Below are 19,215 nucleotides of genomic sequence, written 5' to 3'. Positions count from 1 at the left end.
TATCTACATTGTCAATACAGACGGGGGACTGGCATCCTCAGCCCTTCCGCTCCGGAAGCTCCTTGCGCTTTGTGCTCGCGAAGTCCTCGAGCTGGTCCTCGCTCATCGATTTGGCCATCTCCTTGGATGCGCCCTTGAGGTCCTTCATCTGGGTTTCGCCGCGTTTGGCGGACAAGGCGGCTCCGGCGGCCTTTTGCTGGGCTTTCGATTTGGCGGGCATCGCACGTTCTCCTGACAGTTACGCCGGGTGCCCCCCCGCGCAAGCGATAGAACAGCCGACAGTCGCTGCAGTCTATGCGCGGGCGAGGTGGCAGCTTTAACCTATGTCACCCGCCCGGTGATCGCCGCGCCGCCTTGCAGGGTCACCGGACAGGGCCGCTTTGCAGGGTCGCCGGGCACCCGCAAGACTTGCGATCCCTGCCAATTGTTCGACCCCCGACCATTTTTTCGGCAATCTTTTTCGTTGGTCCAAGAACCACTTACCAACATCGCCACAGAAATTCGGGTGCTCTGCGGCCGTCTGCCCGCCGAGCCCAATATAATTAGGTCTGCTTTACGATGAGAAGGTCGGCAACTGGATAGTCGGCCACGAAAGAGGACCACTGACCATGCCCAAGGCCGCACTTCTTTTAGCGACATCTTATCTCGCCCTTGCCACGCCTGCGTTTGCCGAAGCGGCCGCCACCAGCGCGACCGATGCCGCCGCAGTGTCAGCGTCTGAAGCCGAAGCCGCCGAGGCCCAGCCCGAAGACAAGCGCGCTGGCCCGGCCGAAGAAGTGTTCTCCACCGGGATGGCCAAGGGCCGCGACCGGCTGGACAGCGCCACCTCGACCAGCTCGCTGCGCGGCGAGGACGTCCGCAAGCTGGGCAGCCGGTCGATCGGCGATATCCTGCGCACCATGGCGGGGCTGCGGGTCGAATCGGGCATCGGCGAGGGCAACAACAACTACACCGTGCGCGGGCTGCCGCTGGCCGCGGGTGGTTCGAAATACATGCAGTTCCAGGAAGATGGCCTGCCGCTGCTCGAATTCGGCGACCTGTTCAACGTCGGCACCGATGTCTATCTGCGCAACGATTTCAACATCGCGCAGATCGAAACGATCCGTGGCGGTTCCGCCTCGACCTTCGCCTCGAACTCGCCCGGCGGTCTGATCAACATCCTCTCGCGCACCGGCGATGTGGAGGGCGGATCGATCCAGCTGACGACCGGGATCAACTATGACGAAAAGCGCGTCGATTTCGCTTACGGAGCACGGCTGGGCGAGAATACACGGTTCCACATGGGCGGATTCTACCGCTCGGGCGAAGGTCCGCGCCGCGTCGGGTTCGACGGATGGCGCGGCGGCCAGATCAAGGCCAACATCACGCGCGAGTTCGAGAACGGCTATGTTCGCCTGTATCTCAAGTATCTCGACGACCGCTCGCCGACGTTCGCGCCGTATTTCGTCAACATCACCGGCACCAATGAGGATCCGCAATACCGCAACTTTGCCGGCTTCGACCTGCGCCGCGATTCGGTGCTGTCGCCATCGCTCGGCCCGGTGGTGACGCTGGACGAGAACAACCAGCTCGCCGCCTTCCCGATCGCCACCGGCCAGAGCGCGGTGTCGAAGTCCGTCGGGCTCGAGGCGCAGTTCGATGTCGCCGGATGGACGATCACCGAAAAGATGCGCTATGCCGCCAATGGCGGCGATTTCAGCCGCGCCTTTCCCAACACCGCCAACACGGTTTCGGCCTTTGCCGCAGGCCAGGGTGGCGCAGGGTCGACCGCGCGCTATGCCAGCGGACCGCTTGCGGGCCAGCCGATCCTGCCCACCGATATGATCAACGGCAACGGCCTGCTGTCGCTGTATTTCGTGTCGTTCGTCCGGGCCCGCTCGCTCGACAACTTCACCAACGATCTGCGCGCCTCAAGGGTGTGGGAGCTTCCCGGCGGCAAGCTGACCACCACGGTCGGCGCCTATCTTGCGACGCAGGATCTGCACACGACCTGGCTGCACACCGCGATGAACATCGACGCCAACGGCAACGCCGGGACCGCGATGGTCGACATCACCAGCGCCGCAGGCGTGCCGCAGACCCTGAACGGCTATTTCGCCTTCGGCCGCAGCAGCAGCCTGTTCCGCCGCGCGTTCGACGTCGATTACAAGGTGTTCGCGCCTTATGGTTCGATCAACTATCATTTCGGCAAGATCGCGATCGGCGGCAGCGTGCGCTATGACACCGGCCGCGTGCGCGGTTCGCTGGTCGGCGCGGATCTGAACAACGGCAGCAACGGCCTGATCACGCGGGACATGAACGACGATGGCATCATCACCCGCGCCGAGACCCGCGTCGCGGTGCTGCCCTTCACCCAGCCCGGCCAGGTCAACTACAACTACGGCTATCTGAGCTATTCGGGCGGGATCAACTACCGCGTCTCCGAGCCATTCTCGCTGTTCGGGCGGTACAGCAAGGGCGCGCGCGCCAATGCCGACAAGATCCTGTTCACGCCGCTGATCGACAACAACGACGGCAGCGTCCGCAGCACCCGCGACAAGCAGGACGTCGTCAAGCAGCTCGAAGGCGGGGTGAAATACCGCCAGAACGGCATCACCTTCAACGCCACCGCGTTCCGGGTGACTGCGGCCGATCACAACGTACTCAATGGCGCTGCCACCCGCACCGACCGCAGCTATCGCGCCACCGGAGTCGAGCTCGAAGGCGGGGTCCATCGCGGCCCGTTCAGCCTCATGCTCGGCGCGACCTACACCAAGGCCAAGATCACCAAGGATCTGCTCGACGCTTCGCTGACCGGCAAGGAACCACGGCACCAGCCCGACTGGACGTTTACCGCCACCCCACAGGTCGATCTGGGCGCTGCGGTGCTGGGGGCCAGCATCGTCGGCATGACCAAGAGCTTTGCGCAGGATTCCAACCTGCTGGTGATGCCCGGCTTCACCACGGTCGATCTGTTCACGCAGATCAAGGTGTTCAAGGGCGGCACCGTGACGCTGAATGCCAACAACGTGTTCAACAAGCTGGGCATTTTCGAGGTCAACCAGGCAAGCGTCCCGGCCAACGGCATCGGCTTTGCCCGCGCGATCAACGGCCGCACGATCTCGGGCTCGCTGCGCTTCGATTTCTAGGTTCGGCCAGCCCAGGCCCGGGGCCGATCCAACCGTCAGCGCGGTCGGGTCGGCGCGGACAGGGGCGAAAGCCGCTGCCAGCCAGTGCTCCGCGCCCCTGTGCTGCTGCTCAAAAGCCAGCAGCTCAGGGGGAGCGAGCGTTTAGATCGCGTAACGCAATATCGCCGCGAGGCTGTCGCCGTTGGGGATGTCTTCGCGGCGCACCGCAAGCACCTGTCCGCCCGACTTGAGCACGCGCGCGGCGATTTCATCGACCACACCATAGCTGGCGGCGCTGGCGGCGTCGTCGAAGGTGATCTCGCCGGTGGTCTCGTCGATCGAACCGGGGACGACTTCATCCATATCGATCAGCAGTGTTTCCACCGCACCGAACGTGGCCGCGCGCGCGGCGCGGGCGACCTGGGTGGTTGCACGGCCGTCATTTTCACGCGCGCTGAACGTCTCGCGCACATCGGCCAGCAGAGCGGCGTGGATGCCGTCCAGTATCGGCCGCGCGGCCTCGGCCAGTTCGCCCGGCGTCATGCGCGCAGGGCTGGTGGCGATGCCCTGCTCGGCCAGGTGGCCATAGCTGCACACCGAGCGGAACATCGCGTTCATCGGCTCGGTCGCCGCCAGGATCAGCGGCTCGTGCCGACCGTTCAGCACAGAGCGCAAGGTGGCATCGATCCGCCGCGCATAGGCGCGCAGCAGCACCTTTTGCCCTTCGCCGCCGCCCTTGCGCTGGGCATAGCTGCGCGAATTGACATTGGCGGTGCCGGCAAAGCTGGCGGCGTCCTTGGGCATGTCGGGTACCCGGACCTCTTCTGCCGGCAGTTCGCCCGTGACCTCGACAAGGCGCACGGCGTTTTCCTCCAGCGCCAGCACGAACGCGTGCTGGCCCACGCCGACGGCGCGCAAGATGGGCTTGAGATGAAACCGGTCGGAAACCTGCACCATGTCCTGCAAATGGGTCGGCAGCCTGAAGCTGCGCAGGGTTTCGGGCGTGACGAGGATAGCCAGTGAATTGGCCTGGAACTTCCAGAAGTCATCATCATCCTGCAGATCGTGGACTTGGTCTTCGATCGCTTCGATGATCCGCTTTTGAACGCCGACCGCCTCAAGTTGCGTGACCGCCTCCTTGAGCAGGTTGCCCACCTGAATGCGCGCCTGATCGATGTTCTGGGTTTCGGCCGTCGTCTGCAGATAGAGACTGACCGAAGCGTCGGACCGGGCCGCGATCAGCCGGTCGAGTTCAGACCGCGTTGGAATATCGACGTACAGCATGACATGTCCTTTGTGCTGGGGGGCGCTGACCCATGGGGTCGTCGCGCAGGGGGCCGCATTCAGGAACCGATGCGGCAAGGTTACCGCGCATATACGGCGGGGTGCAGCAACACGTTCCTGTCGGCTGCAAGGCTTTTGCCGATTATTGACAACGCCTGCCCCCTCCGTACCGCTCCCTGGGGCGGCTCAGCGTCAAACGGGATGCTTCTCGGTGCGCTGCTACGGCAGATCGGCAGATCGAGCCTTGCCCGCGAAGATGGGCCTGACCACTCTGCGGCGATAAAGCTGGCGATGCCGCGCAAGCGCGCACGAAGGCCTAATACAGGTGCACCGCCCGCACCGCACCCCAGGCCGCCTCGTCCGGCGCGGTCAGCGCATCGAGATCGTCTGGCACCGCGGCTGCATCATCCACCCACTCGCGCAAGGCCGGTCCGCCGTTGATCACGTCGATCGCGAGCTTGCCGAGCTCGTATTCGTAAGGGAAGTCGCGCCACAAGGGGTAGTCGGGATACAGGCTGCGGATCGCCTTGAAGGCGAGCGCCTGGACGCGCCAGGGGCGGAAGCGCGCGTGGTCGTAGCACGCGCCTTCGGCGTGGATGTGGACGCCGTGGCACAGCTTGCCGACATGCTTGTGGAAGGTCGGCTCGAACCAGATTTCGCGCAAGGCGCAGCCCGCGAGCCAGTGCGGCGCAATTTCGTGCATCTTTGCGATGACCGCGCGTGCGTCGATGTCGGGCGCGCCGAAGATCTCGAGCGGGCGGGTCGTGCCCCTGCCCTCGCTCAATGTCGTGCCTTCGAGCATCACCGTGCCCGCATAGGCGCGCGCCATGTTGACGTTGGGGGCATTGGGGCTGGGGTTAATCCAGATGCGGCTCTCGGGCCAGCCGAAGCCCGGCGCGGCATCGGGCTGCCAGCCCTGCATCTCGATCACGCGGTAATCGACGTCGAGGCCGTAGTGCTGGATGAACCAGTGGCCCATCTCGCCCAGCGTCAGCCCGTGGCGCATCGGCATCGGGCCAGCGCCGACGAAGCTCTCCCAGCCCTCGCGCAATGTCAGCCCCTCGACCGGACGTCCTGCGGGGTTGGGGCGATCGAGCACCCAGACCGACTTGCCTTCGCGCGCCGCCGCCTCGAGCATGTAGAGCAAGGTCGTGACGAAGGTGTAGATGCGGCAGCCCAGGTCCTGCAGGTCGATCAGCACGACATCGAAGGTGCCCATCATCTGCCCCGTCGGGCGGCGCACCTCACCATAAAGGCTGAACACCGGGATGCCGTGGACCGGATCGGTAAAGTCCGGGCTTTCGACCATATTGTCCTGCTTGTCGCCGCGCAGACCGTGCTGCGGCCCGAACGCGGCGGTCAGGCGGATATCCTCGAGCGCGGCGAGTGCATCGAGCGCGTGCGTCAGGGTGGCGGTCAACGATGCAGGGTGCGCGACCAGTGCAACGCGCTTGCCGGCTAAGGGCTTGCGCAGATCGGGCTCTGCCAGAAGACGATCGATACCGAAGAGCATTGGGACCTCGCTGGAAAATGGTGCGCGCTGTTTAGCCCAGCCGCGCCGCAAAACAATCCGCGTGGTGAAAATCGGGCTTGCCCGGTGGGTGCGCGAGCGACCAGAAGCTCTTAGCACCGTCCTTCGCCTCGATGACGGCGGTGACTGCCAGTTTCCACGGCGCGGCGCCGACGACCCATTCGTCCAGCCCGATCACGTCCAGCGTGGCTATCTGCACACCCGGTTCGGATCGACGGATCGACATGGCGGCGGCCAGATCGACATCGCGCATGCCAGTGCGATAGCCATCAAACGCATAAGCCGCCCAGCCGCCTGATGGGGAACAGTTGAATTCCGCATAGGTCGAACTACCCATGGGAGCGACAAATGCCTCGAAACAGGTGTGTTGCCAAAGGTTGTCGGTGCGTCCGACTGTGGGCGCAGGCCAGAGGATGCGTCCGTCTGGGTCGGCGACGTGGTATTCGATCGTCAGGTGATCGGGTTCTGGCATCGTCCATGCCACAGAGACAGCGACACCGGCAGGCGGCGGGAAGTCGGGATGAGGCGTGAGCGGATGGCGTTCCATGACCGGAACCATCGCGACTTTGTGCCCAATATTCAATCGAGTCCCGTCATTCCCGCGAACGCGGGAATCCCGCTACAGCTCCGCCGTCGCGCAGAAGCGGGACCCCCGCGTGCGCGGGGGTGACGGGATATCCACCCGGGGGTGACGATGACAGGTCCGGTTTGCGCGTCGTCGGCAACCCTGTTAAACTGACGCGAACGTAAAGCGAGAACGCATCAGGGGAGTATGCCCATGGCGCTGGTCAAGGCCGCCAACCCTTCGCAGATATTCGGTCGCGACACGTTTCGCGAGCTCACCACCGTGTCGCGCTGGAAAGGACTCGCGCTGGTTGCGCATGGCTGGGCGATGATCTTCGCGCTTGCTTGGGGGGCAGCGTATCTCGGCACGTGGTGGGCATGGATCATCGCGATCATCCTGATCGGCGGACGGCAGCTGGGCCTCGCCATCCTGATGCACGAGGCGGCGCACGGCCTGATGCATCCCGATCGGCGGATCAACAACTGGGTCGGCCAGTGGATCACCGGTGTGCCGATGGGCACCGACATGCACGCCTATCGCACCTATCACCTGACGCATCATCGCTATACGCAGCAGGCCGAAGACCCCGATCTTTCGCTGTCCGCGCCGTTCCCCACCACCCGCGCCAGCATGCTGCGCAAAGTGTTTCGTGACCTCACCGGGCAGACCTTCTTCAAGCAGCGCAGCGCGCAGGTGATGATGGCGTTGAAGGGCTTCGGGCCCGGCGCGAAAGAACAGAATTTGTTCGTCGGCAAGGTCATGCTGCGGTTCTTTGCCGCGCAGATCGTGTTGCTGGCGCTGTCATTCGCGAGCGGGCTCGGCGCGCTGCCGTATCTGGTCTGGCTGATCGCGCTGGCGACCACTTTCCAGCTGTACCTGCGCATCCGCAACATCGCCGAACACGCCTGCACCGCGACGGGCAGCGAGGATCCGTTCACCCATGCGCGCACGACCTATGCGAACCTGCTGGAACGCGCGACGGTGGCGCCATATTGGGTGAACTTCCACAGCGAGCACCATCTGTTCATGGGGGTGCCGTGCTACAACTTGCCGCGCGCGCACCGGATGCTGATCGAGGGCGGCCATGCGGGCCGCATGACGATCGCGCGAGGCTATGCAGATGTCATGCGGCAGGTGATCAGTCCCTCACCTGCCGCACCCACGCAGTGATCAGACGGTTTCGGCCTTCGCGTCGGCAGCGGACTTGACCGCCATCGCGATCGCCGCATTGAACGCGGGCAGATCGTCGGGATTGCGGCTGGTGATCAGGTTGCCGTCGATCGCGACCTCCTGATCGACGACATTGGCACCGGCGTTCTTGAGGTCGGTGCGGATCGAGGTGTAGCAGGTCATCGTCTTGCCCTTGGCAAGGCCTGCCTCGATCAGCAGCCACGGCGCATGGCAGACCGCGGCGATCGGCTTGCCGGCGTCGGCGAAATCCTTGATCAGCGCCATAGCGGTCTCATCGGCGCGCAGCAGGTCGGGGTTGATCTGCCCGCCGGGAAGCACGAGCGCGTCGTAATCGGCCGCCTTCGCGCCATCGAGCGGCGCATCGACCGAGACGCTCTCGCCCCAGTCATCGCCCTGCCAGCCGCGGATTTCTCCGCTTTCGGGCGAGACGACATGGACGGTGGCTCCGGCATCGCGCAGCGCATCGCGCGGCTTGATCAGTTCGGACTGCTCGAAGCCATGGGTGGCCAGGATGCAGATATTGCGACCGGTAAGATCGGGAAGCGACATGGGGGTTCTCCGTTTTTGGGGGTATGCAACCCCTACGGATCATGCCCCCGCCGCGTTCCCTGCGCCCGGTTGCCGGTCGCGCGCTAAAGCCATTTGGCCCGTTTGAAGCGGATGTAGAGCAACAGGCAGATCATCGCCATCACGCCGACGACGGCGAAATAGCCATAACGCCAACGCAGTTCAGGCATGATGTCGAAGTTCATCCCGTAGATGCCTGCGATCGCCGTCGGCACCGCCAGGATCGCCGCCCACGCCGCCAGCTGGCGGGTGATCGCGCCCTGGCGTTGCTGCTCGAGCAGGCCGCTGGTCTCGATCACCGATGTCAGCGTGTCGCGCAGCCCCGCGACGCGGTAATCGGCGCGGCGGACATGGTCGTGCAGGTCGCGGAAATAGGGATGAACGTCGGTATCGATCTGCGGCAGCTCCAGATGCATGCAGCGATTGGCGACATCCTGCATCGGGCTGAGCACCCGCTGCAACCGGAACAGGTCGCGCCGCAGCGAGAACAGCTGCGCGGTTTCCTCCCGGTCGAGAAACGCGTCGAGCGCGCGGTCTTCCATCGATAGCACGCGGTCTTCCAGCGTATCGATGACATGCAGATAGCCATCGACGATGAAATCGAGGATCGCGTGCAGCACGAAATCCGATCCGCGCTTGAGCAGGCGTGGCGTCGCCTCAAGCTGCTTGCGCACCGGGCTGTGGTCGCGCAGCGAGCCATGCCGCACCGTGACGATGAACTGCCGACCCATGAAGATCGCGGTATTGCCATAGGTGATCGCGGTGTTGCTGTCGCTCTCGTCGAGATGGACGGTGCGCGCAACCGCAAACAGATGCTCGCCATAAGGCTCGATCTTGGGCAGGTGTCGCCGGTCGAGCGCGTCTTCCACCGCGAGCGGATGCAACCCCAGTTGCGACTGGATCGGCATCAGCTCGGCTGCGGTCGGTTCGTGCAGGCCGATCCACAACAGCTCCGCCGGGTCTTCGAGCGCGGGCAGCGGCTGGGTCAGATCGATATCGCGCACCCGCTCGCCATCGCGATAGAGGCGCGCGGCGATGACGGTCATCCGGCGATGACCTTCACCCATCGGGCGCTGATCCAGCCGGTTTTGCACGGGCCGGTGTAAAGCTTGTCTGCGCTCACCGGCGAGCCGACACCGCAATCGACATCGGGGTCGCGGCTATAGACGATGCCCAGCGTCTCGCTGGCGTCATCGCTGTCGCACACCCACACCTGCTCGCCATCGGAGAGAAAGTCGATGGCGTCCGGCGAGGAATCAACGGCGGGAAACACCATCACCGCCCCTTCGCCAGCCCCCGTGATGACCCCCAGGGCGCACGGGTCCAGACCGTCATCGACCTTGAGCATTACCGGTCGGTTGGGTCCGGCAAATGGCGGCTGGGCCAGCGATCCGGTCTCCGGCTGGGCCGGGAATTGGGCCTGTGCCAAGGACCCTGTGGCCAGCGCGGCCAGCGCCGTGCCCGCAATCATCGCCTTCATGTCGTGCCCCCCTATGCAACCGGATCCAGTGCCTGCGCGATCAGCTTGCGGGTGTTGGCGATGCCGTACAGCGCGATGAAGCTGCCCATCCGCGGTCCCTGCTCGGAGCCCAGCAGCGTCTCGTACAGCGCCTTGAACCAGTCGCGCAAGTTGCCGAAGCCGTACGCCTCGTCCTTGCCGATGGCATAGACGATGTTCTGGATGTCCTCGGCGGTGGCGTCTTCGGGCAGCGCGGCAAGCTCGGCATCGAGCGTCTTGAGCGCATCGACCTCCGCTCCCGCCGGCGCGCGGCGCTTGAGCGTCGGCGCGACGAAATCGCGGCCATAGTTCACCGCGTTGTCGATCAGGCTGTCGAGCTCGGGATGCGTTTGCGGCGACACGCCCGGCGCGTACTTCTGGACGAAGCCCCAGACGAGGTCCTTGTCGTCCATCCCCGGCAGGCTGACGACATTGAGCAGCAGGCCAAAGCTGACCGGTGGGCTGCCTTCGGGCACCTCGCCTGCATGGATGTGGTGCGCAGGATTGCCCAGGCGCTTGTCGGCATCCTGATTGTGCCAGCTGTCGCGGAACTGGAAGTATTCGTCGACCGCGCGCGGCACCACCGCAAGGCTGAGCTGCTTGGCCGCCTTGGGCTCGCGATAGATATAGAACGCCAGGCTGTTCTCGCTGCCATAGCGCAGCCACTCGTCGATCGACAGGCCGTTGCCCTTGGACTTGGAGATCTTCTCGCCCTTTTCGTCGAGGAACATCTCGTAGATCATGCCCTCGGGCTTCTGTCCGCCGAGCACGCGCGCAATCTTGCCCGATTGCACGCCGCTGTCGGTCAGGTCCTTGCCGTACATTTCATAGTCAACGCCGAGGGCGACCCAGCGCATCGCCCAGTCGACCTTCCACTGCAGCTTGGCAGCCCCGCCCAGGATCGATTGCTCGATGGTCTCGCCCTCATCGACAAAGCGCACGATCCCGGCTTCGGCATCGACCACCTCGACCGGCACCTGCAGCACCACGCCCGACTTGGCACTGATCGGCATCACCGGCGAATAGGTCGCGGCGCGCTCGGCCCGCAAGGTCGGCAGCATGATGTCGAGGATCGCCTGATAGTTGCGCAGCACCCCGCGCAAGGCGTCGTCAAAATGCCCGCCGCGATAGCGCTCGGTCGACGAGACGAACTCGTAGTCGAACCCGAACTGGTCGAGAAACGCGCGCAGCATCGCGTTGTTGTGGTGCGCAAAGCTTTCGAACTTGCCGAACGGATCGGGGATTTCGGTGAGCGGCTTGCCGAGGTGCGCGCGCAGCATCTCGGGGTTGGGCACGTTGTCGGGGACCTTGCGCAGCCCGTCCATGTCGTCGCTGAACGCCACCAGCCGCGTCGGCGCGCCACCTGTCAGCGTCTCGTAAGCGCGGCGAACGAGCGTGGTGCGGAACACCTCCTGGAACGTGCCGATATGCGGCAGGCCCGAAGGACCATAGCCGGTCTCGAACAGCACCGGGCCCTGGCTCTCGGGCTTGCCGTCGCGATAGCGCTTGATCAGCTTGCGCGCTTCCTCGAATGGCCATGCCTTGGACCGCAGTGCTGCATCGCGATACGCGCTCACCTCTTGTTTCCTTTTCGTTCCGATGCCGCCATAAGGGGCGTAATGTCCGCTTCCCTAAACTTTCCAGCCCTGCATGCAAGCCATAGCGCGATCTGGTTCGCTGCTCCCGGCAAGCCTGCAACGCGCATCTCGAAGGGCGAGGCGATCGGCCGCGCGGCCGAGACCCCGCTGATCATGCTCAACGCGCCCTTGGTGGCGCAGCGGCTGGGCTATCCAGAGCTCTCGGGGCTCGACCTGCTCGAGCTGTTCGCGTTCGTGCATCCCGCGCAGTTCATGGTGCCGACGCCGATGGGGCTGGCACGGGCGTTAAAGCTCCCTCTCCCCTTCAGGGGAGAGGGTTGGGGAGAGGGGGAGTCGCCAACCCTGGAGTTGCATCCCCCCCACCCCCCCCCCCCCCCCGACCCCGCCGCGCGGCGGGGCGGGGCGCGCGCGCCCCCCCCCCCCCCGTCGCCAACCCTGGAGTTGCATCCCCCTCTCCCAACCCTCTCCCCTGAAGGGGAGAGGGCTTCAGACATCCCCGACTCCGCCATCCCTGGCCTGCTCCACGCCGCCGCATCGGCGCTGTTCGCGACACTCGAGGACCCCGCCTGGCCGCAGCGCGAAGGCGCGTGGTCCTCGCTTCAAGCGCTCGCCAAGCTGCGCTGGCCTTGGGCAGGTGCCGCGTCCCGGCATCTGAAAATGCCCGAGAAAGCCGAACGCTGGCTGTTCAGCCGCCTGCCCGAATGGGAAGAGCAGCCGCCCCGCCCGCAGCCCCGGCAGGTGAGCTTGAGCGAAGACGCAGTCGAAGCGCAGCTCGAGGCGCTGACCGGCACCGGCGCCGAACGCCGCGAAGGCCAGCGCCGGTTCGCGCGCACCGCGACGCACATCTTCGCCCCGCGCGAGCGCAAATCCGAGCCGCACATGCTGCTGGCAGAAGCCGGCACCGGCATCGGCAAGACCCTGGGTTATCTCGCGCCGGCGTCTCTCTGGTCGCAGGCAACCGGCGGCACGGTGTGGATATCGACCTACACCAAGGCGCTGCAACGCCAGCTGTCGCGCGAGACCGAGCGGATCTACGGCAACGAGGCCAGTTTCCGCAAAAGTGTCGTCATCCGCAAGGGCCGCGAGAATTACCTGTGCCTGCTCAACCTCGAAGACGCGCTGCAGGGCGGTTTCCAGGGCCGCGCGGCGGTGCTGGCGCAACTCGTGGCGCGCTGGGCTGCGTACAGCCGCGATGGCGACATGATCGGCGGCGATCTGCCCGGCTGGCTGATCACGCTGTTCCGCCGTGCGGGGGTCACTGCACTGACCGACCGGCGCGGCGAGTGCGTCTATGCCGGCTGTCCGCACTATCGCAAATGCTTCATCGAGCACGCCACCCGCTCAAGCCAGAACGCCGACCTCGTCATCGCCAACCACGCGCTGGTGATGGTCAACGCGGCGCGCGCGCGTGAACAGCAGGGCCGCCCGACGCGGATCATCTTCGACGAAGGCCATCACCTGCACGATGCCGCCGACTCGATGTTCGCGGTCGCGCTGACCGGCCAGGAAACCGTCGAGATGCGCCGCTGGGTGATGGGGCCGGAGGGCAAATCGCGCGGACGCCGGCGCGGGCTTGCCGCGCGGCTGTCCGACGTCGCCTCGTACGACGAACTCGGCGGCCGCGCGATCGAGGCGGCGCGGATCGCCGCCGAGGCGCTGCCCGGCGAAGGCTGGCTGGCGCGCATCCGCGAGGGCGCGGCCTCGGGCGAGATCGAACAGTTGCTCGCCGCGATCCGTGGCACAGTCTATGCGCGCGACGAAAGCGGCGGCGAGGACGCGGGCTATGGCCTCGAGACCGAGCTTGCCGAACTCGACGGGCCGCTGATCGCCGCCGCCAGCGATGCCGCGCGCGCGATCGATGCCTTGCACAATCCAATGGTGGCGCTCGGCAAACGACTCGAGGCGCTGATCGAGGACGGGCCCGACTGGCTCGATGGCCCGGCGCGCGCGCGGATCGAGGGCGCATTGGCGTCGCTCGGCTGGCGGATCGACCTGCTCGCCGCCTGGGCGTCCTTGCTCGGACGGATCGGCGGGCCTGCCGATCCCGATTTCGTCGACTGGCTGGCGCTCGACCGCTTCGAGGGTCGCGAATACGACATGGGGCTGCACCGGCGCTGGCTCGATCCGGGCAAGCCGCTCGCCGAAGCGGTGATCAAGCCCTCGCACGGGGTATTGGTCACATCAGCCACGCTCAAGGCGGGCGAGGACTGGGCCCCTGCCCTCACCCGCACAGGCGCGGTGCATCTGGAAAAGCCGCCAGAGATGTTCGCCGCGCGCAGCCCGTTCGATTACGCGCGCCAGGCAGAGGTGCTGATCGTCACCGACGTCAAGCGCGGCGACATGGCGGGGCTCGCGGGCGCGTACGGGCGGCTGATCGAGGCAGCGGGCGGCGGCGCGCTCGGGCTGTTTACCGCGATCCGGCGGCTGCGCAGCGTCCACGGGCGTATCGCCGACCGGCTCGCGCAATCGGGGCTGCCGCTGTATGCGCAGCACGTCGACCCGATGGAAACCGGCACGCTCGTCGATATCTTCCGCGACGATCCCCGCGCCTCGCTGCTCGGCACCGATTCCTTGCGCGATGGTGTCGATGTGCCCGGTCATTCGCTGCGGCTGGTGGTCATGGAGGGCGTGCCCTGGCCCAAGCCGAGCATTCTGCATCGCGCGCGCCGCGCCGCAGGTGGCGGCACCAAATATGACGACATGATCATCCGCGCCCGTCTGGCACAGGCGTTCGGCAGGCTGATCCGCCGCGCCGACGATCGCGGGCGGTTCGTGATGCTGTCGTCGGCCTTCCCCTCGCGGCTGCTCAGCGCATTCCCGCCCGGAACCCCGGTGCGCAGGTGTACGCTTGCCGACGCTTTACAAGCGGTGCGATCTGGCGTTTCTGCGGACGCATTGCCAGGCGCGCGAATCGATCCCGTGACGGGATCCGGGGGAGAGGTGCGATGAAAAAGCTGACCTTGCTGCGGCATGCCAAATCCGACTGGCTCGACCGAAGCTTGCGCGATTTCGACCGCCCGTTGAACGCGCGCGGTCTCAAGGGCGCCAAGGCGATGGGTTATTATGCCGCGGAAAAGAAGATGGTGTTCGACGCCGTCGTCGCCTCGCCTGCCGTGCGCGTCACCGAGACGATCGATCATTTCGAAACCGCGTTCGGCCATAGGCTGAACCCCGATTGGGACCGGCGCATCTATCTCGCCTCGTCGGTCACGCTGATCGACGTGCTGCGCAGCGTTCCCGATACCGCCGCGCATGTGCTGATGGTCGGCCACAATCCGGGGCTCGAGGATCTGGTGTTCGATCTGGTCGCAGACGATGGGTCGAGCCCGCTGCGCGATGTCGTCGAGGAGAAGTTCCCCACTGCCGCGATCGCGGTGATGGAGATCGCGATTGATCGCTGGGCCGATCTGGACAACCGCTCGGCAAGGCTCGTCGAGGTCACCCGTCCGCGCGATCTGGACCCTGACCTCGGCCCGGTCGACGACGACTGATCGAGCGCGGATGACGGTTGAAACGATCCTGCGGCGGGCCGTACCCGAGGACGCGCCGAAGCTCGCCTTGCTGGGCGCGGCGACCTTCCTCACCGCTTTCGCCTCGGACCACCCCGGCCAGGCGCTGGTCGATCACTGCGCGCACGAACACGGGCCGCAGCGTTACGCCGACTGGCTGGCCAGGCCCGATTACGCCTTCTGGCTGATCGAAACCCCGCTGGGCGCGCCGCTCGGCTATGCGATGCTGTGCCCGCCCGAAATCGACATCCCGCCCGATGGCGGCGCGCTCGAACTCAAGCGTATCTACACGCTGCCCGGCTGGCAGAGTGCAGGCATGGGGCGCAGGCTGATGGAAGCGGTGATTGCCGAGGCGCGCGCACGCGGCGCACCGTCCTTGTATCTGTGCGTCTACACCAACAACCTCGATGCACAGCGCTTCTATGCGCGGTTCGGCTTCGAGAAGGTCGGGCAGCAGCAGTTCATGACCGGCGACGTGCCGTTCACCGACTGGATCCTACGCAAACCGCTGAGGTGACGTCCGGCTCAGGCCGCCGCGAGCGCAGCAGCGAGCTTGTCGCGGATCGCACGCAATGCGGCGTGATCGACGGCAGATGAAGTCGGCGCGGCAGATGGCGCTTCTTGCCCGACCGCCGCATCCGGCGTCTGCGCCCCAAGGAGCTGGCGGGCGCCGCGCACGGTAAAGCCCTCTTTGTTGAGCAACTGATCGATCCGGCGCAGCATCGCGACATCCTGCGGTCGATAGTAACGCCGCCCGCCCGCGCGCTTCAACGGCTTGAGCACATCGAACTGCGCCTCCCAATAGCGCAGGATATGGGGCTTTACGCCGAGTTCGGCGGAAACCTCACCGATCGTGCGCATCGCGCCATCGGCCTTGCCGGAGGGTGAGCCGGTCGGAGTATCAGCCATGGGTCAGCGCGCTGCGAGGGGTTTGAAAGGCATCATACAGACGTAACGCATCAATCACCGGCCATGATCCGTTCTTTCATGATCTGGCTGGCACGAAAGGTCAGGACGCGGCGGGGGGTGATCGGAACCTCGACCCCGGTCTTGGGGTTGCGACCGACACGTTCGCCCTTGTCGCGCAGCAGGAACGTGCCGAAGCCCGAAATCTTGACGTTCTCGCCGCGCTCGAGCGCATCGGCCATGTGGTCGAGCACCGATTCCACCATCTGCGCGGCATCCGCACGCGACAGTCCGATCTGGTTGTTGATGGTATCTGCCAGGTCAGCGCGCGTCAAAGTTCCAACGGATCGCATGTGGCAGTCTCCCTCACCCTCAAGAGCTTTGAAGATTAACCTACTTTACGATGCATGGCAAACCAGCCGATCTTGAAAGTGATGCAATTTGAAGCAATTGGGGCAAAAATGTTCGCGATGTTAATATCGAACGACCGCCGCGCCCCAGGTGAGCCCGCCGCCCATCGCTTCCAGCACCAGAAGATCGCCGCGCTTGATCCGTCCATCGCGCACGGCGGTGTCCAGCGCCAACGGCACTGATGCCGCCGACGTGTTGGCGTGCCGGTCCACCGTCACCACGACCTTTTCCGGCGGCAGACCCAGCTTGCGCGCGGTCGCATCGAGAATGCGGGCGTTGGCCTGGTGCGGCACCACCCAGTCGACATCGGCGCTGGTCAGGCCCAATGGCACCATCACCTGCTCCATCACCTCGGCCAGATTGACGACCGCGTGGCGGAACACCTCGCGCCCGCGCATCCGCACCTTGCCGACCGTGCCGGTGGTTGACGGTCCGCCATCGACATAGAGCAGATCATGGTGGCGGCCATCGGAATGGAGTTGCGTCGCCAGGATGCCGCGCGGGGCCGCATCGCCCTCGGCGGCGGTTTCCAGCCCCAGCACCACCGCGCCCGCGCCATCGCCGAACAGCACGCAGGTGCCGCGGTCTTCCCAGTCGAGAATGCGGCTGAAGGTTTCCGCGCCGATCACCAGCGCGCGGCGTGCCATGCCGGTGCGCAGCATGCTGTCGGCGACGCTCAGCGCATAGAGAAAGCCCGAACACACCGCTGCGACATCGAACGCGATACCGCCCACCATGCCGATCGCCGCCTGGACCTTGGTCGCGGTGGCGGGGAAGGTGTGATCGGGCGTCGCCGTGGCCAGCACGATCAGGTCGATGTCAGAGCCCTGCAGTCCGGCAGCGTCGAGCGCAGCGCGGGCCGCCCCGATCGCCAGCGTCGATGTCGTCTCGTCGGGTCCGGCAAGATAGCGGAACTTGATGCCCGTGCGTTCGGTGATCCACTCGTCGCTGGTGTCGACGGTCTTGGCCAGTTCGGCATTGGACACGCAGCGCGCAGGCAGGCACGATCCGGTGCCCAGGATGACACTGCGTTTGGCCGGGGTGTGATCCGTCATTTGGGTGATTCGCCCAATCCGTTGGTGCTGTTGCTGGCAATCGCGCTGGTGTCGAAGTCCTTGAGCACATCGCCGATCCGCTGGGTGATGTTGTCCTCGACCAGCCGCGCGGCGACCTCGACCGCGTTGGCGACGCCCTTGACGCTCGCCGAACCATGGCTCTTGATGACCACGCCGTTGAGACCGAGGAAAACCGCGCCATTGTGGTTGTTGGGATCGAGATGGTGTCGCAGCAGGTCGGTCGCCGGGCGCGAGATCAGGAAACCGATCTTGGAGCGGAGCGAGGACTGGAAGCTGCGCTTGAGCAGGTCGGTAACGAAGCGCGCGGTGCCCTCGAGCGACTTCAATGCGATGTTGCCCGAAAACCCATCGGTCACGACGACATCGACATCGCCGCGCGACAATTTGTCGGCTTCGGTAAAGCCCTGGAAATCCATCGGCAGGTCGGTGGCAGCCCGCAATGCTGCAGCGGCATCGCGCAGCGCCTCGGTGCCCTTCGATTCTTCGGTGCCGATGTTGAGCAACCGGGTGCGCGGCTTGTCGAAGCCGAAGATGATCTGCGAGTAGACAGCGCCCATCACCGCGAACTGCACCAGGTTGCGCGCGTCGCATTCGGTGTTGGCGCCAAGGTCGAGCATCACCAGATCGGTGTCTTCGAGCGTGGGCAGCAATGCGGCGAGCGCGGGCCGGTCGATCCCCGGCATCGTGCGCAGCGCCAGCTTTGCCATCGCCATCAGCGCGCCGGTGTTCCCTGCGCTGACCGCAGCGCCAGCCTCGCCCGATTTGACCGCCTGGATGGCAAGCCCCATCGACGAGTTCTTGGACTTGCGCAGCGCCTGGCTGGGCTTGTCCTCGCCGCGAACGACTTCATCGGTGTGCAGGACTTCGGACGCGGCGCGCAGATTGGGGTGCTTGTCCAGCCCCGCCTTGATCTGCGTCTCGTCGCCGACCAGCAAGAAGGTGAACCGGTCATGGCGGTGGCGCGCCTCGGCAGCGCCAGCCAGCATGACACGCACGCCTTCATCACCGCCCATCGCATCAATCGCGATCCGCGGCTTCATTGGCACCGGTTAATCCCCCTGAAAAAGTGCAATGGCCGTCTGATCTGGATCAGGCGACTGCAAGCACCTCGCGGCCGTTGTAATGGCCACACGCGACGCAGACATGGTGCGGACGCTTCAGTTCACCACAGTTCGAGCATTCGCTGAACGCATCGACGGTCAGCGAATCGTGGCTGCGGCGCATGCCGCGCTTGGAGGGTGAGGTTTTTCTTTTAGGAACAGCCATGGCAGGATCTGCTTACCTTAATTGCTTGTCTATCAATGCGATAATGCCATGTTTTCCGCAGCGGATGCGCTATGCACAACCCGCCGGTGGAGCAACAAAGCCCATTCGCGTGCGAAGGCGGGGCTATAGCGAAAATCTCGTGCGTTGCAAGCATTGTCACGCTAGGTCCGCGTCAGAATTCGCCGCTGCTTCAAGCGGCTTCGCACCTGAGGGAAAACTTGCATGAGCCTGCCGCTGACACTGACCATGGCCGCCGCCGCCGGATTGATCAACATCTGGCTCGCCATCCGTATCGGCCAGGTGCGCAACAGCCAGAAGGTGAGCGTGGGCGACGGCGGCAACGAGTTCGTCATCCGCCGCATGCGCGCACACTCCAATTTCGTCGAGTTCACCCCGTTCGTCCTGATCCTGATCGCGGGCCTCGAAGCCTCTGGCTATGCCGCGCAATGGATGTGGGTGGTTGGCGTGGTGTACATGCTGGGCCGCATCGCGCATGGCCTGGGCATGGACGGCGGCACGCTCCAGATCGGCCGGACACTCGGCATCATCGTGACGATGCTGACCCTGCTCGGCCTGTCGGGCTATGCGGTGTACGTCGCGAGCGTGCTGCCGGTGGCTTGATCTTCTCCCCTCCCGCTTAGATCTTCGCCTCTCCCTTGATGGGAGAGGCTCCTTGATTGGCCTCTCCCTTGATGGGAGAGGCAGC

Annotated in this window: 19 protein-coding genes; 6 read left to right on the top strand and 13 right to left on the bottom strand. The window is 65.3% G+C overall.

Annotation, left to right across the window (positions count from 1 at the left end; genetic code table 11):
- Nucleotides 1-37: 37 nt before the first annotated feature.
- Nucleotides 38-220: a DUF3008 family protein gene (locus tag ACK4R0_RS07780; RefSeq protein WP_409672683.1), complete on the bottom strand. Its 183-nt coding sequence runs from the start codon at nt 218-220 to the stop codon at nt 38-40.
- Between the two features lie 388 nt (nt 221-608).
- On the opposite strand from ACK4R0_RS07780, the gene ACK4R0_RS07775 reads away from it, so the two are divergent.
- Nucleotides 609-3,128: a TonB-dependent receptor domain-containing protein gene (locus ACK4R0_RS07775; protein ID WP_409672680.1), complete on the top strand. Its 2,520-nt coding sequence runs from the start codon at nt 609-611 to the stop codon at nt 3,126-3,128.
- A gap of 141 nt (nt 3,129-3,269) precedes the next feature.
- On the opposite strand, the gene ACK4R0_RS07770 is transcribed toward ACK4R0_RS07775, so the two are convergent.
- From ACK4R0_RS07770 to ACK4R0_RS07760, 3 genes are all read right to left on the bottom strand, one after another.
- Entirely contained in the window at nt 3,270-4,391 is a 1,122-nt protein-coding gene (locus ACK4R0_RS07770; protein WP_409672677.1) for a hypothetical protein, read from the bottom strand.
- A gap of 316 nt (nt 4,392-4,707) precedes the next feature.
- Complete coding sequence (locus ACK4R0_RS07765; RefSeq protein ID WP_409672674.1) at nt 4,708-5,904, bottom strand: exo-beta-N-acetylmuramidase NamZ domain-containing protein; 1,197 nt, start codon at nt 5,902-5,904, stop codon at nt 4,708-4,710.
- 31 nt (nt 5,905-5,935) lie between these two features.
- Nucleotides 5,936-6,469, bottom strand: a complete 534-nt coding sequence (locus ACK4R0_RS07760) for a DOMON-like domain-containing protein (RefSeq protein WP_409672671.1) — start codon at nt 6,467-6,469, stop codon at nt 5,936-5,938.
- A 231-nt stretch (nt 6,470-6,700) separates the two neighbouring features.
- On the opposite strand from ACK4R0_RS07760, the gene ACK4R0_RS07755 reads away from it, so the two are divergent.
- On the top strand, nt 6,701-7,657 hold the full coding sequence (locus ACK4R0_RS07755) for a fatty acid desaturase family protein (protein WP_409672668.1): 957 nt from the start codon (nt 6,701-6,703) through the stop codon (nt 7,655-7,657).
- Here the strand turns inward: ACK4R0_RS07755 and ACK4R0_RS07750 are convergent, their stop codons facing one another.
- From ACK4R0_RS07750 to ACK4R0_RS07735, 4 genes are all read right to left on the bottom strand, one after another.
- Nucleotides 7,658-8,227 carry a type 1 glutamine amidotransferase domain-containing protein gene (locus ACK4R0_RS07750; RefSeq protein ID WP_409672665.1) on the bottom strand — a complete coding sequence of 190 codons (570 nt, stop codon included), beginning with the start codon at nt 8,225-8,227 and terminating at the stop codon, nt 7,658-7,660.
- 83 nt (nt 8,228-8,310) lie between these two features.
- Nucleotides 8,311-9,291: a magnesium and cobalt transport protein CorA gene (locus ACK4R0_RS07745; protein ID WP_409672820.1), complete on the bottom strand. Its 981-nt coding sequence runs from the start codon at nt 9,289-9,291 to the stop codon at nt 8,311-8,313.
- A complete protein-coding gene (locus ACK4R0_RS07740; protein WP_409672662.1) occupies nt 9,288-9,725 on the bottom strand; it encodes a hypothetical protein in 438 nt (145 codons plus the stop codon). Before ACK4R0_RS07740 ends, ACK4R0_RS07745 begins: the two co-directional genes overlap by 4 nt.
- Before the next feature lie 11 nt (nt 9,726-9,736).
- Nucleotides 9,737-11,320 carry a lysine--tRNA ligase gene (locus ACK4R0_RS07735; protein ID WP_409672660.1) on the bottom strand — a complete coding sequence of 528 codons (1,584 nt, stop codon included), beginning with the start codon at nt 11,318-11,320 and terminating at the stop codon, nt 9,737-9,739.
- 42 nt (nt 11,321-11,362) lie between these two features.
- On the opposite strand from ACK4R0_RS07735, the gene ACK4R0_RS07730 reads away from it, so the two are divergent.
- Genes ACK4R0_RS07730 through ACK4R0_RS07720 form a run of 3 tightly spaced genes read left to right on the top strand, consistent with a single transcriptional unit; the run spans nt 11,363 to nt 15,367 of the window.
- Nucleotides 11,363-14,290: an ATP-dependent DNA helicase gene (locus ACK4R0_RS07730; RefSeq protein ID WP_409672657.1), complete on the top strand. Its 2,928-nt coding sequence runs from the start codon at nt 11,363-11,365 to the stop codon at nt 14,288-14,290.
- Complete coding sequence (locus ACK4R0_RS07725; RefSeq protein ID WP_409672654.1) at nt 14,287-14,832, top strand: SixA phosphatase family protein; 546 nt, start codon at nt 14,287-14,289, stop codon at nt 14,830-14,832. The genes ACK4R0_RS07730 and ACK4R0_RS07725 overlap by 4 nt, the downstream gene beginning before the upstream one ends.
- A 10-nt stretch (nt 14,833-14,842) precedes the next feature.
- Nucleotides 14,843-15,367 carry an N-acetyltransferase family protein gene (locus tag ACK4R0_RS07720; protein WP_409672651.1) on the top strand — a complete coding sequence of 175 codons (525 nt, stop codon included), beginning with the start codon at nt 14,843-14,845 and terminating at the stop codon, nt 15,365-15,367.
- An 8-nt stretch (nt 15,368-15,375) separates the two neighbouring features.
- On the opposite strand, the gene ACK4R0_RS07715 is transcribed toward ACK4R0_RS07720, so the two are convergent.
- From ACK4R0_RS07715 to rpmF, 5 genes are all read right to left on the bottom strand, one after another.
- A complete protein-coding gene (locus ACK4R0_RS07715) occupies nt 15,376-15,759 on the bottom strand; it encodes a MerR family transcriptional regulator (protein ID WP_409672649.1) in 384 nt (127 codons plus the stop codon).
- A 50-nt stretch (nt 15,760-15,809) separates the two neighbouring features.
- Nucleotides 15,810-16,109 (bottom strand): integration host factor subunit alpha, encoded by a 300-nt coding sequence (locus ACK4R0_RS07710; RefSeq protein WP_409672646.1) that lies wholly within the window; start codon nt 16,107-16,109, stop codon nt 15,810-15,812.
- A gap of 120 nt (nt 16,110-16,229) precedes the next feature.
- Nucleotides 16,230-17,222 (bottom strand): beta-ketoacyl-ACP synthase III, encoded by a 993-nt coding sequence (locus tag ACK4R0_RS07705; RefSeq protein WP_409672643.1) that lies wholly within the window; start codon nt 17,220-17,222, stop codon nt 16,230-16,232.
- The gene (gene plsX / locus ACK4R0_RS07700; RefSeq protein ID WP_409672640.1) at nt 17,219-18,283 is read right to left on the bottom strand and encodes a phosphate acyltransferase PlsX; all 1,065 of its coding nucleotides are present in this window, start codon (nt 18,281-18,283) and stop codon (nt 17,219-17,221) included. The genes ACK4R0_RS07705 and plsX overlap by 4 nt, the downstream gene beginning before the upstream one ends.
- A gap of 49 nt (nt 18,284-18,332) precedes the next feature.
- On the bottom strand, nt 18,333-18,509 hold the full coding sequence (gene rpmF, locus ACK4R0_RS07695) for a 50S ribosomal protein L32 (protein WP_188513650.1): 177 nt from the start codon (nt 18,507-18,509) through the stop codon (nt 18,333-18,335).
- Between the two features lie 222 nt (nt 18,510-18,731).
- Here rpmF and ACK4R0_RS07690 point away from each other — a divergent pair, with 222 nt between their 5' ends.
- Nucleotides 18,732-19,130, top strand: coding sequence for an MAPEG family protein (locus ACK4R0_RS07690; protein ID WP_409672636.1), 399 nt, complete (start codon nt 18,732-18,734; stop codon nt 19,128-19,130).
- Nucleotides 19,131-19,215: the final 85 nt, after the last annotated feature.

The organism is Blastomonas sp. (genome assembly GCF_046294995.1).
Taxonomy (GTDB): domain Bacteria; phylum Pseudomonadota; class Alphaproteobacteria; order Sphingomonadales; family Sphingomonadaceae; genus Blastomonas.
Note: the sequence above shows the minus strand (reverse complement) of the source record. Positions and strands in the feature narration are given on the sequence as shown.